This window comes from Mesorhizobium sp. WSM4983, assembly GCF_029625765.1.
GTDB lineage: Bacteria > Pseudomonadota > Alphaproteobacteria > Rhizobiales > Rhizobiaceae > Mesorhizobium.
On the sequence record NZ_JARTVM010000004.1, the window covers coordinates 341,579 to 360,613 of the forward strand.

Consider the following 19,035-nt stretch of genomic DNA (forward strand, 5'->3'; position numbering starts at 1 on the left):
GACCCCATGCTTTTGGCATGGGGTCATGACGTCGATCGGGCCGGCTGTGACGGTGGCGACCCACGCGGGAGAACGCCTCTGCCGGCGGGTTGAGCCGCCTTATGGCATCATCCTGGCCTGATGGGCGCTCATCGGAGCCATGTTCAGGTTGAGATGGGCCATGATCCAGACCGAGCCGATCACGACCAGCGCGACGATCAGCACGCCGAAGGCGAGCGCGAGCACGTTGTTGGTGTTGTCGGGCCCGGTGGTCAGGTGCAGGAAGAAGACCAGATGCACGCCCATCTGCGCGATCGCCAGCACCACCAGGGCCGAGATCACCGCCGGCTGGTAGATCAAGCCGGTCTGCGCGGCGAGGAAAGAGGCGATGGTCAGCAGGATCGCGAGGCCGAAGCCGAGCAGGTAGCCCGACAGCCCTCCCGCCAGTTCGTGCTCGGTGATGCGCTCCTCGCCCGGCGCCGAATCGCGGCGGTCGAGTTCCTCGTCGGTCCGGCTGTCGATGTCGCTCATGGCGACGCTCCCAAGAGATAGACCAGGGTGAAGATGGCGACCCAGATAATGTCGAGCGCGTGCCAGAACAGGCCGAAGCAGTGGAGCCGGCGCAGTATTTCCGGCCGGAAGCCCTTCACCCAGAGCTGCGCCATCATGGTCCCGAGCCAGAGCAGGCCGAGCCCGACATGGGTACCGTGGCAGCCGACAAGGGCGAAGAAGGCTGACAGGAAGGCGCTGCGCGAAGGGCCTGCCTGCTCGCTCGCCATCACCGCGAATTCCTGCACCTCGAGGAACAGGAAGGCGGCACCGAGCAGGCCGGTGACCAGAAGCCAGAACTGCGTGGCGGCCATCGACCGGCGATGCGTCGCGAGCGTCGCCAGCCCGCCGGTGAAGCTCGATGTGAGCAGCAGCCCCGTTTGCGCCGCAACGCGCGGCAGCTCGAACAGCTCCTTACCGGATGGCCCGCCGGCGGTCGCCGTCGACAGGACCGCATAAGCCGCGAAGAAAGCCGAGAACATGATGATGTCGGACAGGAGGAAGATCCAGAAGCCGTAGGCCACGGTGACGAACTTCGAGGCCGGGCCGCCCTGGCCGTGGCCGGTCGCCGAGAGCAGGCCATGGCCGTGTCCCGCATGGCCGTGACCCCCATGACCGTGTCCCCCATGGCCATGCCCGCCGGACCGTCCAACCCGGTAGGGATCGCGCGCCGCGCTGCCGGCCGTGATGTCGCTCATGCCACGCGCTCCCGTCTGCGCAGCCAGGCAAGCTGTGCGGCCCTGCCGTCGCGGTCTATGCGCTCGACTTCCTCCGCGGAGACTTCGTAGTCGCCGTGCTCTCGCCAGGCGAAGACGACGAAAGTGATATAGGCGCCGATGAAGCCTACGATCGCCAGCCACCAGATGTGCCAGATCAGGGCGAAGCCGATCAGCGTGCTGAAGAAGGCGGTGACGAAGCCGGTCGGGCTGTTGCGCGGCATTTCGATCGGCTCATAGCTTTCGTCCTCGCCGGGCCTTTGCTCCTCCATCGCCCGCTGCTTGATGGTCCAGTAGGGTTCCTCGTTCTCGACATGCGGCAGCCGCGCGTAGTTGAAGAAGGGCGGCGGGGAGGATGTCGACCATTCCAGCGAGCGGCCGTCCCAAGGGTCGCCCGTTTCGTCGCGCAATTCGTCGCGATGCCTGATCGAGACGACGAGCTGCGCGACCTGGCAGGCGGCGCCGACGATCATCACCGCTATGCCGAAGGCCGCCACGACCAGCCACGGCGTCCACAGGTCCATGTCGATATGCTGGAGACGGCGGGTCATGCCGAGCAGGCCGACGATATAGAGCGGCACGAAGACCAGCACGTAGCCGGCAAGGGTGAACCAGAACGCGGCCTTGCCCCAGCCCTCATGCAGCCGGAAGCCGAAGGCTTTCGGGAACCAGTAGGTGAAGCCGGCGAAGGCGGCGAACAGCACGCCAGAGATGATCACATTGTGGAAATGCGCCACCAGGAAGAGCGAATTGTGCAGCATGAAGTCGGCCGGCGGAACGGCGAGCAGCACGCCGGTCATGCCGCCGATGATGAAGGTGGTGACGAAGCCCAGCGCCCACAGCATCGGCGTGTCGAAGCGCACGCGCCCGCCATACATGGTGAAGAGCCAGTTGTAGATCTTGACCCCGGTGCCGACGGCGATGACCGAGGTGGCTATGCCGAAGGCGGCATTGACGTCGGCCCCGGCGCCCATGGTGAAGAAGTGGTGCAGCCAGACCATGAAGGAGACGATGCAGATGAACAGCGTCGCCGCGACCATCGACCGGTAGCCGAAAAGCGGCTTCGATGAGAAGGTCGAGAAGATCTCGGAATAGATGCCGAAGGCGGGCAGCACCAGGATGTAGACCTCCGGATGGCCCCACGCCCAGATCAGGTTCATGAACATCATCTGGTTGCCGCCGGCTTCGTTGGTGAAGAAATGGAAGCCGAGGTAGCGGTCGAGCGTCAGCATGGCGAGCGTGGCGGTGAGGATCGGGAAGGCCGCGACGATCAGCAGGTTGGAGGCGAGCGATGTCCAGCAGAACATCGGCATGCGCAGATAGCCCATGCCCGGCGCGCGCATCTTGAGGATGGTGGTCGCCAGGTTGACGCCGGTGAGCAGCGTGCCGACGCCGGAGATCTGGATCGACCAGAGATAATAGTCGACGCCGACGCCCGGCGAGTAGGTCGTCTCCGACAGCGGCGCATAGGGCAGCCAGCCGGTGCGGGCGAACTCGCCGACGACGAGCGAGATGTTGACCAGGAGCGCGCCGGTCGCCGTCAGCCAGAAACTCACCGAATTCAGCGTCGGAAAGGCGACGTCGCGGATGCCGAGCTGCAGCGGCACGACGAAGTTCATCAGCCCGATGACGAAGGGCATCGCGGCGAAGAAGATCATGATCGTGCCGTGGGCCGAAAAGACCTGGTCGTAATGCTCGGGCGGCAGATAGCCCGGCCCGTGGATGGCGAGCACCTGCTGCGTGCGCATCATCACGGCATCGACAAAGCCGCGCAGCAGCATCAGCGCCGCCAGAACGATATACATGACGCCGATGCGCTTGTGGTCGACCGAGGTTAGCCATTCGTCCCAGAGATAGGGCCAGTATCCTTTCACCGTGACCCAGATCAGCACCGCGGCGGCCGCCAGGAAGACGACGAGCGCGGCGCCCAGCGGGATGGGCTGATCGAAGGGAATGGCAGACCAGTCGAGCTTGCCGAGCATCGTCATCCTCCCGCTTTCGGCTGCGGCTGTTGGGCAGGCGCCGGCGTCCCGGCCTTGGGCTGGGCCTTGGGGCTTACCTGCGGCTCGCCGGCGGCGGTTTCGGCGGGACCCGGACCGGGCGGCAGCGTCTGGCGCACGATCGCGTCGAACAGGCCGTCCTGCACGACGCCGAACGAGGCCGGCGGCACGTTGATGCTCTGCCGGGCAAGCTCGCCATAGGCGCGGGCGTTGAGCACGCCGCCGGCGCCATGCAGCGAAGAGGCCCAGCGCGCAAATTCGTCGGGCGGGACCGCGCGCACGCGGAAATTCATGTCGGAGAAGCCGTCGCCGCTGAAATGCGCCGACAGGCCGAGATAGTCGCCCTCGCGGTCGGCCTGCAGGTTGAGCTCGGTCTGCATGCCGTTCATGACATAGATCATGCTGCCGAGCTGCGGCACAAAGAAGGTGTTCATCACGCTGGCCGAGGTCAGTTTGAAACGAACGGGAACGCCGGCCGGGATGACCAGCTGGTTGACCGTTCCGACGCCCTGGTCGGGGTAGAGGAACAGCCATTTCCAGTCGAGCGCCACCACCTGGATGTCGAGCGGCGGCTGGCTGGAGGCGATCGGCCGGCGCGGGTCGAGATGGTAGGATCCGTAATAGATCAGCCCGCCGAGGAAGAGGATGGTGAGCGTCGGGATCGACCAGACGATCAGCTCGATGCGGCCCGAATAGGTGAATTCCGGCTCGTAGCGGGCGTTGCGGTTGGAGGCGCGGAACATCCAGGCAAACAAAAGCAGCGCCACCAGCGTCGGAATGACGATGACCAGCATGACCGCCAGCGAGTTGAGCAGGATCGTGCGGTTGCCCGCTCCGATCGGGCCCTGCGGGTCGAGCACCCCGCCCGCGCAGCCGGGGAGCGCTGCGATCAAGCCTATCCAGAGCGGCGAGCGGCCTCGCCTTGGTCTAGGGAAGGAAAGCACTGGAACGGATCATGCTCGGCGCGAACGGATCGGTGGGACGTCTTGACTGTGGGCGGCGCGTCGTCGGCGCCGCTGGGCCGCGGCGCGGCCGGAAACAGACTTCGCGGCCAGTCCGGCTGGGCCGTGATCCTTCAAAAGCTCGCGCCTGCGAGGGTCGCGTTCTGCGGCAGCTTTCATCTGAAGTCTCCCCGTGTGCAGAGGCACTTCCGCCATATACCGTACGACTGCTGAACACGGCTGCCAACCCAAGCAGTTGCCGCCTGTTCCGCAAAGGCGGTGTTTTGCCCGATGGCTGGACGGGCCGCGGAAGACATAGGGCGCGGCTCCAGCCTGACCAGACGCCGTCTCGGCATGCTCGCGCTCGCCGATCGCCCGCCAGGATGGTGACAAGGCGTGCGGCGCGTGCATTGTACTGCGCAGGGAATTGCAGCCGACCTGCGGAGGAAGCCTTGTCCGAGATTGCAACCATCCTTTCCATCCTTGGCGTTTTCCTGCTGGGGGCGATGAGCCCGGGGCCGAGCTTCGTCGTCGTCTCGCGTATCGCGGTGGCCGGCGAGCGTACGGATGGCCTGGCGGCGGCGATCGGCATGGGCATCGGCGGCTTCATCTTCGCCATCATCGCGGTCGCGGGCCTGACCGCGCTGCTCGTCCAGATCGCCTGGTTGGACATTTTCCTGCGCATTGCCGGCGGCGCCTATCTGTTGTGGATCGGCATCAAGATCTGGCGCGGCGCCAATCAGCCGATCGAGATCGCGAACGATGCCTCGGCGCGCGCCGGCTCGTTCTGGCGGGCGCTGCGGCGCGCGCTTCTGGTCCAGCTCGCCAATCCGAAGACGGCGATCTTCTACGCCTCGATGTTCGCGGCCATGCTGCCGGCCTCGCCGCCGCTCTGGATGCTCTTGGTCCTGCCGCCGCTGCTCTTCCTCAACGAATTCGTCTGGTACGCGGTCGTCGCCTTCGCCTTTTCCTCCAGCCGGCCGCGCGCGGCCTATCTCGGCACCAAGCACTGGATCGACCGCGCCGCCGGCGCCGTGGTCGGCGCGCTCGGGATCAAGCTGATGTGGGAAGGCATGGCCGTCGCGCGGCGGGGTTTTGCCGGGTGAGGTGAGGTCGAGGCCCGAGCGGGCAGGCAACATCTCTCGCCGAGATCGTGAAACCTTCTGATTTTTGAGCCGTTGTCGGCTGATGTCTGAAGCAAAGCTCAAGCCAAGATCGGCCGACGGCGCCCAGCCGCGCGGTGCCGGGAAGTCGCGCCCCGCAAAGACCGGCGCAGCGAAGGCACCCCCGGGCAAGACGCGGCCGGAAAAGTCGCCGCCGGAAAGCTTGCACCCGGAAAGACCCCGCGAAGAAAGGTCGCCCCCGAAGCAATCGCCCGAGCAAGAGGAGCCGGCCGAAGCCACGCCGGAGGCCGTCGGCGAACCGGCGCCGCCGCCGCCGGAATCCGTCGAGCCCGGTCCGAAGCTGACGCCCGAGGAGGCCGAGCAGGCGCGCAGGAAGTACCTCTTTAGGCGGTTCTGGATCAGCGGGCGCGGCTACTGGGGCCGGAATGGCGACAAGCTCGCATGGCCGTTTACGATTGGGCTGTTGGTGCTGATCTGCGTCAATGTCGGCTTCCAGTATGGCATCAATGTCTGGAACCGCGCCTTCTTCGACGCCATCGAACAGCGCAATGTCCACACCGTCTATATGCTGAGCGCCGTCTTCGTGCCGCTAGTCGCCGGAAGCGCCAGCCTCGTCGTCGCTCAGGTCTATCTGCGTATGACGATCCAGCGCCGCTGGCGCTCCTGGCTCACCACATCTGTCATCGCGCGCTGGCTGGCCAGCGGCCGCTACTATCAGCTCAACCTCGTCGCCGGCGACCACTCGAACCCCGAAGCCCGTCTCACCGAAGATCTGCGCATCGCCACCGAGTCCCCCGTCGATTTCATCTCCGGCGTTCTCAACGCCTTCCTGGCGGCCTCGACCTTCATCGTCGTGCTGTGGACCATCGGCGGCGCGCTCACCTTGCCGCTCGGCCGCGAGAGCATCACCATCCCCGGCTTCCTCGTCGTCACCGCGGTCATCTATGCCGCCATCACCTCGACCTCGATGGTGGTCATCGGCCGCCATTTCGTGCAGCTTTCGGAGCGCAAGAACCAGGCGGAAGCCGAATTCCGCTACACGCTGACACGCGTGCGCGAAAACGGCGAGAGCATCGCGCTGCTCGGCGGAGAGGCGGAGGAGCGCAGCGGAATCGACAGGAATTTCGGCCATGTGCTGAGGCAATGGGCGCTGCTGACCGGACAGCACATGCGCACCGCGATTGTCTCGCAAGGGTCGATGCTGTTCGCGCCGGTGGTGCCGGTGCTGCTCTGCGCGCCGAAATTCCTCGAAGGCTCGATGTCGCTCGGCCAGGTCATGCAGGCGGCCTCCGCCTTTGCCATCGTGCAAGGCGCGTTCGGCTGGCTGGTCGACAATTATCCGCGCCTGGCCGATTGGAACGCCTCGGCGCGCCGCGTCGCTTCGCTGATGATGTCGCTCGACGGGCTGGAGCGCGCCGAAGACAGCGAGTCCTTTGGGCGCATCCGGCGCGGCGAGACGCAAAACGGCGCCATGCTCAGCCTGGACGATCTCTCCGTCACCCTCAACGACGGCACCGGCGTGGTCAAGGAGACGAAGGTCGAGATCAACCCGGGCGAGCGGGTGCTGGTCGCCGGCGAATCCGGCACCGGCAAGTCGACGCTGGTGCGGGCCGTCGCGGGCCTGTGGCCCTGGGGCGGCGGCAGCGTCAATTTCCATGCCGGCAAGCGGCTGTTCATGTTGCCGCAACGCCCCTACATCCCGACCGGCACGCTGCGGCGCGCGGTCGCCTATCCGGCCGCCGCCGACAACTGGACGGTGGACGAGATCGACGCCGCCCTCGACAAGGTCGGCCTCGGCTACCTGCGGGACAGGATCGAGGAAGAGGCGCCGTGGGACCAGACGCTCTCCGGCGGCGAAAAGCAGCGCCTCGCCTTCGCGCGCCTGCTGCTGCACGAGCCAGACATCGTCGTGCTGGACGAGGCGACCTCGGCGCTGGACGAGAAGAGCCAGGACAAGATGATGCAGACGGTGGTCCAGGCATTGCCGAAGGTCACCGTCATCAGCGTCGCCCACCGCGCCGAGCTGGAAGCCTTCCACAGCCGCAAGATCACGCTGGAGCGGCGCGAGGGCGGCGCGAAGCTGGTCAGCGATGTGGAGCTGGCGCCGCGCAAGGGCAAGCGCAACGTGTTCGCGCGGGCGCTGTGGGGGAGCGGGGCGAGAGGCGGGCAGGCGCGCTGAGGGCGGCATTATGGGCGGGGCGGCAAGAGCGTCAGTTGTGGTGATCGCGCTTCGGCCGGATGGCAACCTTGACGTCACCAGAGGCCCCGGTCTGTAATCGCCGCAGGCCAGGGAGAGGCGACCCCCATGGAAAAGATCATCCTCGACTGCGATCCGGGGCACGACGATGCCATCGCCATCCTGCTTGCGGCCGGCAACCCGGACATCGACCTTCTCGGCATCACCACGGTTTCGGGCAACCACAATGTCGAGAACACCACGCGCAATGCGCTCTCCGTATGCACGGCCTACGGCATAAAGGTGCCGGTGGCGAAAGGCTCGCCCGGCCCGCTGATCATCGACCAGGTGCTGGCCGTCGAGATCCACGGCGAGACCGGGCTCGATGGCCCGGAGCTGCCGCCCGCCTCGTTCGAGCTCGACAAGCGCCATGCCGTCGACTTCATCATCGAGACGGTCATGGCGCATGAGCCGAAAACCGTCACGCTGGTGCCGGTCGGGCCCTACACCAACATCGCTCTAGCCGTGCGCAAGGAGCCGCGCATCGTCGAGCGGGTGAAGCGGGTCGTCGCGATGGGCGGAAGTTTCACGCGCGGCAACATCACGCCGGCGGCCGAGTTCAACGTCTATGCCGACCCGGAGGCCGCAGACGTGGTGTTCCGCGCCGCTTGGGACGTCACCATGGTGGGGCTTGACCTCACGCACCAGGCCTTGGCCACCCCCGACCTGCAGGACAGGGTGCGCGCCGTCGGCGGGCCGATCGCCAAATTCATCCTCGACATCTGGGAATTCATTGCGACCACGCATGGCGGCCTGCTGCAGATAGCCTATCCCGCCGTCCATGACGCCTGCTGCGTGGCGGCGATGATCGACGCAGGCGTCTTCACCACCGAGAAGGCCGATATCCGCGTCGAGCTTGCCGGACGGTGGACCAAGGGCATGACGGTCTGCAATTTCGAGAAGCTGGGCGGCATGCGCCATTTCGGCGGCACGGCGAGCGAGCAGGTCGATTTCCGCCATACCGTGGCGATGAAGCTCGACCATTCGAAATTCTGCGACCTGATCGTCGATGCGCTCGAGCGCCTCACCAGTCAAAAGGCGTGAGGCGCTCCAGGGGCAAGGCCTAGCCGGCCCTCACAGCAGGAACGATTGCCTGTCGCGCAATGTGGCGCTGATGGCGGCGATGCCGGTCTCGATCTCGCGCTTGTTGGCCAGGATCGCATCGCCGGCCGCACCCTCGACCATCGATCGCAACAGGTCGGCCTGGCCGACCAGCACCGCATCCTTGTCGGCCAGCGCGACGAGCGTTGCGGCTTCGAGCCGGTAGCGCGGGCGCCTTGCCGCCCTGGGCGACTCTCAAGCCTCCAGGCCCGCGCACGCCAGGAAGTGGGGGAGAATTGGCCCGGCGAAGCCGAGACGGCCATTTCGACGAGAGCCCGGCGGTCGGCTTCAGCAACCGGCGCTGGCACGGTGGTGTCCTTGTTCTGTTGCATTTTAGTTGAAACTAATTTGAAAGTTACCCGTTAGCAGCGCGTAGGCGAGCTCAAACTTGCCCTGCTGTCGACAGCTAAGTTGAAAGGAGAAGTCCTAAGCCTTTTTCAGTGCTTGGCGTTGCCGAGACCGCTTTTCTCTCATTCGTCTTTCGAGCGGCCTCCAGCCGCGCCGGTCACCGCCGAGGCCGATGCCTGGCAGGGCGAGAAGTTGCCATCGCTCGGCACGCATTCGCGCGACGAAGGCTTCGCAGACCGCTGTCGAGCGGACGCTCGATGAGGAGCCACACAAGGTTGGCCTTGGAACAAAGGTCTGGCCATGAAAAAATACCTAGCAGCCGCGCTGGCGATCGCCATCCCGATCGGGCATGCCTCGGCGCTTGACGTCGGCGTGGGCGGCAAGGTCGGCGGCATCGGCGTCGGCGCCGGATTGGGCGCCGGTTCGCAAGGCGTGTCGGCGGGCGTGGGCGCCAGTGCCGACGGTGTCGGCGGCGCAAACGTCGGCGCATCGACCGGCGGCGGATCGCTCGGCGTCAATGCCGGCGGCAATCTGGGCAGCACCAGCACAGGCGTGTCGACAAGCGTGGGCGGCGCCGCCGCGGGCGACGATCCTTCCGCCGTCAGCGGATCGGCTGCCTCTGCGCAGAACCCGGCCGCGGTGCCGACAGCCCCTGCTTTGGCCAAGAGCGCGACGCAGACCATTGTGCTGCCTCCAGTGCTGAGGCCCTCCAGATCCGCCGGCGGCGACCTCCGGCGGGTCACCAAAGGCTATCGCATCGCGCCGCTGTCACCTCCGAAGGCGATACGGGGCACGCCGGCCGCCGTGGTGCGCGCCTGTCGCGCCGCGATCACGGCGGCCGCCAAGCCCCTCGGCGCCGTGCGTGTTTACACGGTCAGCGCCGGCCCCTTGCGTCAACGCCGAAGCGGGCTCAACGCGCCGATCGAGGTGCGCATAGACTATGACAGGCGAGGCGGCATCGAAGTGAGGCAGGCGAAAGTCGGCTGTCGCCTAAATGCGAAGGGCACGGTCACCGCGGTGATTTAGGGCAGAGGCAGAACGGCCGTTGCCATCCTTCCTGCCGGTTGCAACCTCGGCGGTTTGGCAATTCCTCGCCCCCACAAGGTGGACGGGAGAGGTGGCTCGGCGCAGCCGAGACGGAGCGGGGGAGCGCCATATCCGATAACCCTGCCGACCGCAGGCGCAGACCGCGGCCGGCTGCAGACAAGGCGCCCGCGCTTCGGCTAGAGTTCCGCCGGGCGCAAAAAAATCATCGAAGGGGAGCATCGCGATGAACGAAGTCAGGCCAATCGCCGAGATCGCCAGCTATCACGCCCATATCTATTACGGCGGGGAGGCCGAGCGGCAGCATGCCGAATGGCTTCGCCAGCGCATCGCAGAGCGCTTCCGCGTGCGCCTGGGCAACTGGCGCGACGAGCCGGTCGGCCCGCACCAGCAAGCCATGTACCAGGTCTCCTTCGCCACCGAGATCTTTGCCACGCTGGTTCCCTGGCTGATGCTGAACCACGGCGGCCTGAGCATCCTCATCCACCCCAACACCACCAACCCCAAGCGCGACCACCTGATCGACCCGATCTGGATCGGACGGGCACTGCCGGTGAAGGGCGACGTGCTTGGCGAGGAGGACGAGGCAGAGGAATCGCTGGAGGTGAATACCGAGCCGACGCTGGGGGTGTGAGGGGGGCGCGGCGATCTCGTCACGATGGCGTGAGAGGCGGCTGGCCGTCGGAGTTGTTGATTGACTGGCCAACCGCGGTGTGGCGAATTCGCGCCGATGGTTCCCTTCGGGGATCAAAAGGGAACGCGGTGCGGAGAAATCCAAAGCCGTGGCTGCCCCCGCAACTGTAAGCGGCATGCCGTTTTCACGATGCCACTGGCTGCATGGGCCGGGAAGGCGAAAGCGGCGGCAATCCGCGAGCCAGGAGACCTGCCATCATGGACGTCAAAGCAGAACATCGGACGGGGTGATCCGGTGTGCGCGCCTGGCCGGACGGCGGGGCGAGTTCCCTGCGATGACAGGCAACGTCAAAGGCAGAACCATGCTGATCCAACTATCGAAAATGCTGAAAAAAACCGCGCCCGACCTGAAGGCCAGGCTGATTACAATCTACGGCGCGCTCGCCATTCTCAACGTCGGGGCGTGGCTGTGGGCTTTCGTCGCCTTCCACGACAAGCCGACATTGCTTGGCGTCGCTCTCGTCATTTATGGCCTCGGCTTGCGCCATGCCGTCGATGCCGACCACATAGCGGCCATCGACAATGTCACGCGCAAGCTGATGCAGAACGGCAAACGGCCGGTCTCCGTCGGTTTCTTTTTCGCACTCGGCCATTCGACGATCGTCGTCATCGTCGCTGCGGCTATCGCGGCGGCAACGTCCCTGCTCGGCCGTTTCCAGAGCCTTCAGGAGATTGGCGGCACCATCAGTACCGGCGTTTCCGCACTCTTCCTGCTCGCCATCGCGGCGATGAACATCGTCATCTTCTTCTCGATCTACAGAAGCTATCGGCGGGTGCGGGCCGGTGGGGCGTTTGTCGAGGAGGATCTGGACCTGCTGCTCAACAATCGCGGCTTCCTGGCCCGCGTCTTCCGCCCGATGTTCCGGCTGGTGTCGCGCAGCTGGCACATGTTCCCACTTGGTTTCCTCTTCGGCCTTGGCTTCGACACCGCGACCGAAGTCGCCATGTTCGGCGTGTCCGCGGCACAAGCGGCCAAGGGCGTGCCGTTCGAGGCCATTCTGGTCTTCCCGGTGCTTTTCGCGGCCGGTATGTCACTGGTCGACACGACCGATGGTGTGATGATGCTCGGCGCCTATGAGTGGGCCTTCGTCAAGCCGATCCGCAAACTGTACTACAACATGACGATCACCCTGGTGTCGGTCCTTGTCGCAGTACTGATCGGCGGCATCGAGGCGCTCGGCCTGATCGGTGACAAGTTCGGTCTGTCGGGCGGCTTCTGGAACGGCGTCGGCACGCTCAACGACAATTTCAACAATCTGGGCTTCGCCATTATGGGCATCTTCATCGCCGCCTGGGCGATCTCCTATGTCGTCTACAAGGCCAAGGGGCTGGACGATGTGGAGATCGGATCCGCAGCAAAGAATTCATAAGCCGCCGGCGGCGGCTGGCTGCAGCAGGCCAGCCGCATCTCTCTGCCATCAGACGCCGGCGGGCTGCCAGCCTGCCGCCTTGAATGCCTCGGCATCGGGAAGCCGATGACGGCAAAGGTCGATCGCCGCCCCGTCAGCGGTGCTCGGCTTGACATTCTTGTTCCCGTTCACTGTTGGCAGACAGCGACAGGAGATCGCCGGCCCGTGCGCACGCGCTTCAAGGCATGCTGAGGAGCCGTAGCCCAAGCCTTTGGAAGTGTGACGGAATTCTGCGCTTGGATAAGCCAGGGGTTAAGGCCTGGGATAAGCCCCATAATCCATAAGCCAGAATCCAGAGTCCAAATATCCAGAGTCCAGAACAGAAAAGCTGGCGCTTTTCTGTTCTAAAAAAGCGGGGAAGGGGAAAGCAAAAATGGGAGCAGCGCAAGCCATTCGGCGTACGGCGCTACGGCGAGGGCTCGGCGGCGCCAGCGAGCTTCCGACGTGGCGGCGAGCCGCCCTGTTCGGTCTCCCAGGATGCAACCGGCCTCACGTCAGCCCGGCGATCTGCTCATCGCCGTCCAGCTCCGCCCCGCCGGCGACGACCACGTTGGCGAGCGGCGCCGAGAGCGTCCAGCGAACGAGGCCGGGCAGCCGTTCCATGGAGGCGCTGCCGGAGAGGCTGGTGGGGACGACGCGCTGGAGAACGACGCTGCCGAAGCCTTTATGCGGGTTGGCATCGGCGGCCGCGGGAGGTTCGGAAAAATGTTCCTCCCAGACCAGCTCGAAATCGCTGCCTTCGGGGGCCGGTGCTACCCGCCAGTCCATCCGCACGGTTCCGGCGTCGCCGGCCAGGGCGCCGTATTTCGTCGCGTTGGTGCCCAGCTCATGCAGCGCCATGCCGATGTTCTGCACCGCGTTCAGCCGCAACGTCACGTCCGGCCCGCAAGGCGAGATTCGCTCTTCGTGTCCGAACGGTCGCAGATGTTCGCGCACAAGGTCGGCCATGCCTGCGCCGCGCCAGTCGTTGAGCACCAAGAGGTCGTGCGAGCGCGACAGCGCCATGATGCGTTCGCGGATCTGGTGTTCGAACGCGCGCGGGTCGGTCGCGCGTTTGCTCGTCTCGCGGATCATGGAAAGGATCACGGCGTACTGGTTTTTGACGCGGTGGTTCACCTCGCGCATCAGAAGCTGGATCTGCTGTTCGCTCGCCCGTTTTTCGGTGATGTCGGCGGCCATGCCGAACCATTCCAGGATGCTGCCGGTGTCATCGACGATCGGGATTGCCCGTGAGGTGGTCCAGCCGGCGGACCCGTCGGCGCGCCGCACCCTGTGCTCGAGCTCGAACACGCCGCGCTCCATGATGGCGCGCTCGATCGCCGCCTGGATGCTCGCCTGGTCTTCCGGGAACAGGTATTCGTCGCGCCAGCGGATCGCCGGCCCCTGGGCGCTCGACAGGAAGCCGCGGCCGTCCAGCTCATGCATTTCCTGCCAGTCCGGGCTCATCCGGTAAACCACGTCGGAGCTAGCATTGACCAGCGCGCGAAACCGCTGCTCGCTTTCGCGCACCTTTGCTGCCGCCAGCACCCGGGCCGTGGTCTCCGAAACGATGCAGAGCACGGCTTCGACCGTGCCGTCCTGCGCCCGCACTGCGGAATAGGAGATGTCGAAATAGACCGTCTCGCCGACCAGGCCGGATCGTTCGATGTAGAAAGGCCGGTCCCTGGCCGAGAAGGTTTCGCCGGTTTCGAGAACTCCGCGCAGCAGCGGCTCGAGGTCGGTCCAGAGCTCGGACCAGTTTTCCTCGGCGGGACGGCCGAGCGCGCGCGGGTGCTTGTCGCCGATGGTCGGCGCGTAGGCGTCATTGTAGAGCGCGACAAACTCCGGCCCGCAGAAAAGCACGATCTGGGCTTCGGCGGCGAGCATCAGGTCGACCGTCGTCCTCAGGCTGAGCGTCCATGTCTCGATCGGCCCGAGCGGGCTTTCCGACCAGGGATATTCGCGAATGAATCGCGCCATCTCGCCGTTTCCGCGAGGCCACGATTCACGGAAGAGCCCGTCAGCCATAGGCGCATTAACGCGCGACGCCGTTTATGTATCCGTCTCCGTCACGCAAAATTTTAGCATCGTGAATAGACCCCAGGCTGCCGGTCCGCCGGAGGAATATTTCGGGCGCAGTTTCGTTAGTTCCTCATACGATGCCGTTTGAGGCAAAGTGCATATGTCCCGCAATCACGCATTGAAGCCGCCAGAGCGGCCGGCTCTGGCCCAACGGAGGTACCGGAGATGAAAACGGCTGTTTCGACCTCTCTTTCGAGACGAAGCGTCGTCGCCGTGCTGGCGGCGGCGGCCGCGTCGACCGCCATGTTGCCCGCCGGCGATGCGCTGGCGCAGACCAAGCAGACCGCGCCGGACAAGAGTCTATACGATCGGTTGGGAGGCGTGTTCGCCATCGCAGCCGTGGTCGATCACTTCAGCGACGCCGTCGTGAAAAACCCCATCGTCGGCAAGAAGTCCAAGAACCCGCAACTGCGCAAATGGCACACCAAGAACCTCGAACGGCTGCCGGGCCTCAAGTTCATGCGTACGCTGTGGGTGTGCGATGTTTCCGGCGGCCCCTTCAAGTTCGTGGCCACCGAGCCGGGCGCGACGCCGCTCGGCCTCGAGGAGGCCCACAAGGACCTGAAGATTTCTCCCGCCGAGTTCGACGAGGTCGCAGCGGAACTCGGGCGGACGCTCGACCGCTTCAAGGTTCCGAAAGCCGAAAAGACCGAGGTCCTGGAAGCCTTTGCCGCGCACAAGGATGAGGTCACTGCCGGCTCTGTCAAAAAGGGGTGAGGCTCAGCGCGAATCCGGCGAAGGCGGTCCGCCGCTCCGCCTATCCACCCGCCAGCCGCGGCAGCAGGAAAATCTCCGCCCCCGGCGGCAGTTCCTTCGACCACGTGTCGCGATAGATCGTCCCGTCGATCGCGACCGCGATGCCGCGATCGAGCAGGGGTTCGAACGCGGGATGCTGTTCCGCAAGCTTGCGGAACAGCTCCCTGATGTCCTTGGCCTCGATGTCGAGCTTGTCCTTGCCTCCGGCGGCGGCGCTGAGCGAGCCCCAGAGCGTGACTTGGACCATTATCGCCTGATCCTCATTGGACCGTGACGTGAGCTGAAAACCGCTTCGCGCTTTTCAGCATGCTAGCCTTCCCGTTCGGCCTCGAGCGCTGCAAGAATCCGCGGCGGCGACATCGGGATGTGGCTCATGCGCACGCCCACCGCGTTCGACACCGCGTTGGCGATCGCCGCCAGCGGCGGCACGATCGAGGTCTCGCCGACGCCGCGCACCCCGTAGGGGTGGTTGGGGTTGGGGATTTCGAGGATCTGCGTGTCGATCATCGGCAGGTCGGAGCACACCGGGATGCGGTAGTCGAGGAAGCCCGGGTTCTGCAGGCGGCCGTCCTTGCCGTAGATATACTCCTCGTTGAGCGCCCAGCCGATGCCTTGCGCGGCACCGCCCTGGTACTGGCCCTCGACATAGGTCGGGTGCACGGCCTTGCCGGCATCCTGCACCACCGTGTAGCGGATCACCCTGGTCGAGCCGGTCTCGGGATCGACCTCGACGTCGCAGATATGGGTGGCGAAGGAGACGCCGGCGCCGTCGGCGACGAGCTCGCTATGGCCGGCGATCGGCCCGCCGGTCTTGCCGGACTGTGCGGCGATCTCCTTCAGCGACAGCTTGCCGAGATTGCCGTGCTTCTCGCCCTTGGCGACCGCGTGGCCTTTTTCCCAGGCAACGTCGTCGACCGAGATGTCCCACATCTGCGCGGCGCGCTCGCGCAGCACCTTGATGGCGTTGCGGGCGGCCGAGATGGTCGCCATCGAGGAGGAGAAGGTGCCGCGGCTGCCGTCGGTCATGTCGTTGTAACCGAGGCTGGAAGTGTCGGCGACGATCGCCTTCACCTGGCTGTAGTCGATGCCGAGCTCTTCCGCCGCCACCAGCGACAGCGACGCGCGCGAACCGCCGACGTCGACCGTGCCGACGGCGAGCGACACCGTGCCGTCCATGCCGATGTTCAAGTCGGTGCAGGTCTGGCCGCCGAAGTTGAACCAGAAGCCGCAGGCCATGCCGCGGCCCTGGTTCTGAGCCAGCGGCGCGCGCATATGCGGGTGCTCCTTGACCGCCTCGAGCGTCGGTCCGATGCCGATCGGGCCGTAGACCGGGCCGTAGGAGGCGCGGGTGCCTTCCTGCGCCGCATTCTTGATGCGGAACTCGACCGGATCGATGCCGATCTCCTTGGCGAGCTCGTCGACAGCGCTTTCCACCGCGAACGCCGCCATCGGCGCCGAGGGCGCGCGATAGGCCGCGGTCTTCGGCCGGTTGACCAGCACTTCGTAGCCGACGGTCTTGACGTTCTCCAGCTTGTAGCAGGCGAATGCCGTCATGGCGCCGATCTCCGCCCACATGCCGGCATAGGGGCCGCAGGTGTAGCGCAGCGTCGCTTCGGCGGCGGTGATCGTGCCGTCCTTCTTCGCGCCGATCTTGACGTCGATCGAGGTGGCGCTGGTTGGCCCCGAGGCGCGGAACACTTCGTCGCGGGTCATCACCAGCTTCACCGGGCGGCCGGCCTTGCGCGACAGGGCCAGCGCCACCGGCTCGGCCCAGACATGGGTCTTGCCGCCGAAGCCGCCGCCGATCTCGGAAGAGGTGACGCGCAGCTTCGAGACTTCGAGGCCGAGCAGCTGGGCGCAATGCTGGCGATAGACGAAATGGCCTTGCGTGCAGACCCAGAGATCGGCCGTGCCGTCGGGATTGACGCTCGCCACGCAGGCATGCGGCTCGATATAGCCCTGATGCGTCTGCTCGGTCTTGAAGGAGCGCTCGACGACGAAATCGGCCTGGGCAAAACCCTGGTGGACGTCGCCATGGCCGTATTGCGTGCGCTTGGAGACGTTGGACGGCTTGACCGGCTTTTCCTCCAGCCCTTCGGTGAAGATGGCATCGTTGATGAGCGGGGCGTGGTGCTGCATCGCCTCGTCGACGTCGGTCACATGCGGCAGCACCTCATAGTCGACCTCGATCAGCTTCAGCGCCTGCCTGGCGGTGCGGGCATCGATCGCCGCCACCGCGGCCACGGCATGGCCGTCATAGAGCGCCTTCTTGCGCGCCATGCAATTGTCGAGGGTGTCGAACATGCCGGCATCGCCATCGGTCAGGTCCGGCAGGTCTTTCGCCGTGATCACCGCCTTCACGCCGGCGAGCTTTTCGGCTTTCGAGGTGTCGATCTTCTTGATGATCGCGTGGGCGTGCGGGCTGCGAAGCACACGGCCGACCAGCTGCCCGGCCATGTTGAAGTCGGCGCCGTAGCGGGCGCGTCCCGTCACCTTGTCGACGCCGTCGGGGCGGAGGGGGCGCGTGCCGACAGATGAGAAGCTGCGTCCCGAGTAGCGCGGATCGAAATTCATCTCAGGCTCCCTTCATCACGTTTGCCGCGTCCTGGACGGCGCGCACGATCTTGTCATAGCCGGTGCAGCGGCAGAGATTGCCGGCGAGCCCGAAGCGGATTTCCTCCTCGGTCGGGGAGGGGTTCTTCTCGAGCAGATCCTTCGCCGCAATCAAAAAACCTGGCGTGCAGATGCCGCATTGCAAGGCGGCGTGCTCGAGGAATTTCTGCTGCAGCGGATGCAGCTGGTCGCCATGCGCCATGCCTTCGATGGTCTCGATCTGGCGGCCTTCGGCCTCGGCGCCGAGCACCAGGCAGGAGCACACCAGCCGGTTGTCGACGATGACGCTGCAGGCGCCGCAGTCGCCGGTCCCGCAGCCTTCCTTGGCGCCGGTCAGTCCCAGCCGGTCGCGCAGCACGTCGAGCAGCGTCTCGTCCGGCTGGCAAAGATATTCGACGTGATCGCCGTTGATTGTCGTTGAAACCGCTACACCGGCCATCATTTGCCTCCTGCACGCTCATAGGCGGTGGTGGCGACACGCTTCGCCAGCACACCCGCAACTTTCCGTCTGAATTCGATGGTGCCGCGCTTGTCGTCGATCGGTCGGCAGGCGCCCGCGCAGATCTTGGCGAGCCGCTCCAGCGTCGCCTCATCCAGCTTCGAGCCGACGAGCACCTCGGCCGCCTCCTCGACCAGCAGCACCGTGGGCGCCGCGGCGCCCAGCGCCACGCGGGCCGACTTGATCGCGCCCGCCTCGCCGAGCGTCAGGTTCACGCCGGCGCTGACCACGGCGATGTCCATCTCGGTGCGCGGAATGAAGCGCTGATAGGCGTCGCCCGCATTTGGCGCGCGCTTGTCGAGCAGGATCGCCTCGATGATCTCGCCCTTGGCCAGCGAGGTACGGCCCGGTCCGGTCGGCACGGCTTCCACGGGGATCGTGCGCCTGCCGTTCGGCCCGGCAACCACGGCCTCGGCGCCGGCAGCCACCAACGCCGGCACGCTGTCGGCGGCGGGCGAGGCGTTGCAGAGATTGCCGACGATTGTGCAGCGTCCCTGCACCTGCTTCGAGCCGATCAGCTTGGCCGCCTCGACGACGCCCGGCCACGCCTTCTTCAGCGCCGCGTTCTCGCCGAGCACCGCGCAGGGCACCGCGGCGCCGATGCTGAAGCCTTCTGCCGTTTCCTTGATTTCGCTAAGGCCCGCGATCGCCTTGATGTCGACGATCAGCTCGGGCTCGATGAAGCCTCCCTTCATCCTCACCAGAAGGTCGCTGCCTCCGGCAAGGATCGCGGCCGGGCCGGCCGCGCTGGCCAACAGGCCGGCGGCCTCTTCTATTGATTGCGGACGTATGTAGCGCATCGTCTCCCCTTGGTGGTCATGATCAGATCGACCGTTATAAAGACTCTCCTTATAATGACCATCCGCTTCCTGCATTGCACCACCTAAGTCAGGCGCATTGCCCTAATTCCTACCCCTAAATTTTCTAAGCCTAGCCGCTAGAACTACTCGTTTGCGCTCGGCCGGC

17 protein-coding genes and 1 riboswitch are annotated in these 19,035 nt (G+C 65.6%); of the genes, 7 read left to right on the forward strand and 10 right to left on the reverse strand.

Annotated elements, in window-relative coordinates:
• Positions 1-99: 99 nt before the first annotated feature.
• The 4 genes from cyoD to cyoA are packed head-to-tail and all read right to left on the reverse strand — an operon-like array spanning position 100 to position 4,137.
• Positions 100-510 carry a cytochrome o ubiquinol oxidase subunit IV gene (cyoD, locus tag P9254_RS15750; RefSeq protein WP_095778315.1) on the reverse strand — a complete coding sequence of 137 codons (411 nt, stop codon included), beginning with the start codon at positions 508-510 and terminating at the stop codon, positions 100-102.
• Complete coding sequence (locus P9254_RS15755; RefSeq protein WP_127214672.1) at positions 507-1,226, reverse strand: cytochrome (ubi)quinol oxidase subunit III; 720 nt, start codon at positions 1,224-1,226, stop codon at positions 507-509. The genes cyoD and P9254_RS15755 overlap by 4 nt, the downstream gene beginning before the upstream one ends.
• Entirely contained in the window at positions 1,223-3,226 is a 2,004-nt protein-coding gene (cyoB, locus tag P9254_RS15760) for a cytochrome o ubiquinol oxidase subunit I (RefSeq protein ID WP_278056890.1), read from the reverse strand. The genes P9254_RS15755 and cyoB overlap by 4 nt, the downstream gene beginning before the upstream one ends.
• Positions 3,227-3,228: 2 nt before the next feature.
• The gene (gene cyoA / locus P9254_RS15765; RefSeq protein ID WP_278056892.1) at positions 3,229-4,137 is read right to left on the reverse strand and encodes a ubiquinol oxidase subunit II; all 909 of its coding nucleotides are present in this window, start codon (positions 4,135-4,137) and stop codon (positions 3,229-3,231) included.
• 500 nt (positions 4,138-4,637) lie between these two features.
• Here cyoA and P9254_RS15770 point away from each other — a divergent pair, with 500 nt between their 5' ends.
• The 3 genes from P9254_RS15770 to P9254_RS15780 all read left to right on the forward strand — a co-directional run bounded on the left by P9254_RS15770 (position 4,638) and on the right by P9254_RS15780 (position 8,589).
• Positions 4,638-5,291, forward strand: coding sequence for a LysE family translocator (locus tag P9254_RS15770; protein WP_442920320.1), 654 nt, complete (start codon positions 4,638-4,640; stop codon positions 5,289-5,291).
• Positions 5,292-5,373: 82 nt separating this feature from the next.
• The gene (locus P9254_RS15775; RefSeq protein ID WP_278056894.1) at positions 5,374-7,488 is read left to right on the forward strand and encodes an ABC transporter ATP-binding protein/permease; all 2,115 of its coding nucleotides are present in this window, start codon (positions 5,374-5,376) and stop codon (positions 7,486-7,488) included.
• 126 nt (positions 7,489-7,614) lie between these two features.
• Positions 7,615-8,589 (forward strand): nucleoside hydrolase, encoded by a 975-nt coding sequence (locus tag P9254_RS15780; RefSeq protein ID WP_278056896.1) that lies wholly within the window; start codon positions 7,615-7,617, stop codon positions 8,587-8,589.
• Between the two features lie 30 nt (positions 8,590-8,619).
• Here P9254_RS15780 and P9254_RS15785 read toward each other — a convergent pair whose 3' ends face one another.
• Positions 8,620-8,763 carry a hypothetical protein gene (locus tag P9254_RS15785; RefSeq protein ID WP_156752689.1) on the reverse strand — a complete coding sequence of 48 codons (144 nt, stop codon included), beginning with the start codon at positions 8,761-8,763 and terminating at the stop codon, positions 8,620-8,622.
• A gap of 531 nt (positions 8,764-9,294) precedes the next feature.
• Between P9254_RS15785 and P9254_RS15790 the strand changes: the two genes are divergently transcribed.
• From P9254_RS15790 to P9254_RS15800, 3 genes are all read left to right on the forward strand, one after another.
• Positions 9,295-10,020: a hypothetical protein gene (locus tag P9254_RS15790; RefSeq protein WP_278056898.1), complete on the forward strand. Its 726-nt coding sequence runs from the start codon at positions 9,295-9,297 to the stop codon at positions 10,018-10,020.
• A gap of 244 nt (positions 10,021-10,264) precedes the next feature.
• Complete coding sequence (locus P9254_RS15795) at positions 10,265-10,672, forward strand: DOPA 4,5-dioxygenase family protein (protein WP_127242036.1); 408 nt, start codon at positions 10,265-10,267, stop codon at positions 10,670-10,672.
• An 80-nt stretch (positions 10,673-10,752) separates the two neighbouring features.
• A riboswitch (cobalamin riboswitch) is annotated at positions 10,753-10,943 on the forward strand.
• Positions 10,944-11,033: 90 nt separating this feature from the next.
• The gene (locus P9254_RS15800) at positions 11,034-12,101 is read left to right on the forward strand and encodes a HoxN/HupN/NixA family nickel/cobalt transporter (protein WP_278056899.1); all 1,068 of its coding nucleotides are present in this window, start codon (positions 11,034-11,036) and stop codon (positions 12,099-12,101) included.
• A 528-nt stretch (positions 12,102-12,629) separates the two neighbouring features.
• On the opposite strand, the gene P9254_RS15805 is transcribed toward P9254_RS15800, so the two are convergent.
• Positions 12,630-14,099 carry a sensor histidine kinase gene (locus P9254_RS15805; RefSeq protein ID WP_278056900.1) on the reverse strand — a complete coding sequence of 490 codons (1,470 nt, stop codon included), beginning with the start codon at positions 14,097-14,099 and terminating at the stop codon, positions 12,630-12,632.
• A gap of 315 nt (positions 14,100-14,414) precedes the next feature.
• Here P9254_RS15805 and P9254_RS15810 point away from each other — a divergent pair, with 315 nt between their 5' ends.
• On the forward strand, positions 14,415-14,918 hold the full coding sequence (locus tag P9254_RS15810) for a group I truncated hemoglobin (RefSeq protein ID WP_245307528.1): 504 nt from the start codon (positions 14,415-14,417) through the stop codon (positions 14,916-14,918).
• 40 nt (positions 14,919-14,958) lie between these two features.
• Here P9254_RS15810 and P9254_RS15815 read toward each other — a convergent pair whose 3' ends face one another.
• The 4 genes from P9254_RS15815 to P9254_RS15830 form a co-directional block, all read right to left on the reverse strand.
• Entirely contained in the window at positions 14,959-15,204 is a 246-nt protein-coding gene (locus P9254_RS15815; protein ID WP_066997117.1) for a MoaD/ThiS family protein, read from the reverse strand.
• Between the two features lie 62 nt (positions 15,205-15,266).
• Positions 15,267-17,531 carry a xanthine dehydrogenase family protein molybdopterin-binding subunit gene (locus P9254_RS15820; protein WP_278056903.1) on the reverse strand — a complete coding sequence of 755 codons (2,265 nt, stop codon included), beginning with the start codon at positions 17,529-17,531 and terminating at the stop codon, positions 15,267-15,269.
• A 1-nt stretch (position 17,532) separates the two neighbouring features.
• The gene (locus P9254_RS15825) at positions 17,533-18,009 is read right to left on the reverse strand and encodes a (2Fe-2S)-binding protein (RefSeq protein ID WP_066997187.1); all 477 of its coding nucleotides are present in this window, start codon (positions 18,007-18,009) and stop codon (positions 17,533-17,535) included.
• Positions 18,009-18,869 carry an FAD binding domain-containing protein gene (locus tag P9254_RS15830; protein ID WP_067324793.1) on the reverse strand — a complete coding sequence of 287 codons (861 nt, stop codon included), beginning with the start codon at positions 18,867-18,869 and terminating at the stop codon, positions 18,009-18,011. The genes P9254_RS15825 and P9254_RS15830 overlap by 1 nt, the downstream gene beginning before the upstream one ends.
• Positions 18,870-19,035 lie beyond the last annotated feature (166 nt).

What these genes read in the sequence shown, in the direction of transcription:
- cyoD (WP_095778315.1), bottom strand. Translation starts at nt 510, where the DNA reads ATGAGCGACATCGACAGCCGGACCGACGAGGAACTCGACCGCCGCGAT.
- P9254_RS15755 (WP_127214672.1), bottom strand. Translation starts at nt 1,226, where the DNA reads ATGAGCGACATCACGGCCGGCAGCGCGGCGCGCGATCCCTACCGGGTT.
- cyoB (WP_278056890.1), bottom strand. Translation starts at nt 3,226, where the DNA reads ATGCTCGGCAAGCTCGACTGGTCTGCCATTCCCTTCGATCAGCCCATC.
- P9254_RS15775 (WP_278056894.1), top strand. Translation starts at nt 5,374, where the DNA reads ATGTCTGAAGCAAAGCTCAAGCCAAGATCGGCCGACGGCGCCCAGCCG.
- P9254_RS15780 (WP_278056896.1), top strand. Translation starts at nt 7,615, where the DNA reads ATGGAAAAGATCATCCTCGACTGCGATCCGGGGCACGACGATGCCATC.
- P9254_RS15790 (WP_278056898.1), top strand. Translation starts at nt 9,295, where the DNA reads ATGAAAAAATACCTAGCAGCCGCGCTGGCGATCGCCATCCCGATCGGG.
- P9254_RS15795 (WP_127242036.1), top strand. Translation starts at nt 10,265, where the DNA reads ATGAACGAAGTCAGGCCAATCGCCGAGATCGCCAGCTATCACGCCCAT.
- P9254_RS15800 (WP_278056899.1), top strand. Translation starts at nt 11,034, where the DNA reads ATGCTGATCCAACTATCGAAAATGCTGAAAAAAACCGCGCCCGACCTG.
- P9254_RS15805 (WP_278056900.1), bottom strand. Translation starts at nt 14,099, where the DNA reads ATGGCGCGATTCATTCGCGAATATCCCTGGTCGGAAAGCCCGCTCGGG.
- P9254_RS15815 (WP_066997117.1), bottom strand. Translation starts at nt 15,204, where the DNA reads ATGGTCCAAGTCACGCTCTGGGGCTCGCTCAGCGCCGCCGCCGGAGGC.
- P9254_RS15820 (WP_278056903.1), bottom strand. Translation starts at nt 17,531, where the DNA reads ATGAATTTCGATCCGCGCTACTCGGGACGCAGCTTCTCATCTGTCGGC.
- P9254_RS15825 (WP_066997187.1), bottom strand. Translation starts at nt 18,009, where the DNA reads ATGGCCGGTGTAGCGGTTTCAACGACAATCAACGGCGATCACGTCGAA.
- P9254_RS15830 (WP_067324793.1), bottom strand. Translation starts at nt 18,869, where the DNA reads ATGCGCTACATACGTCCGCAATCAATAGAAGAGGCCGCCGGCCTGTTG.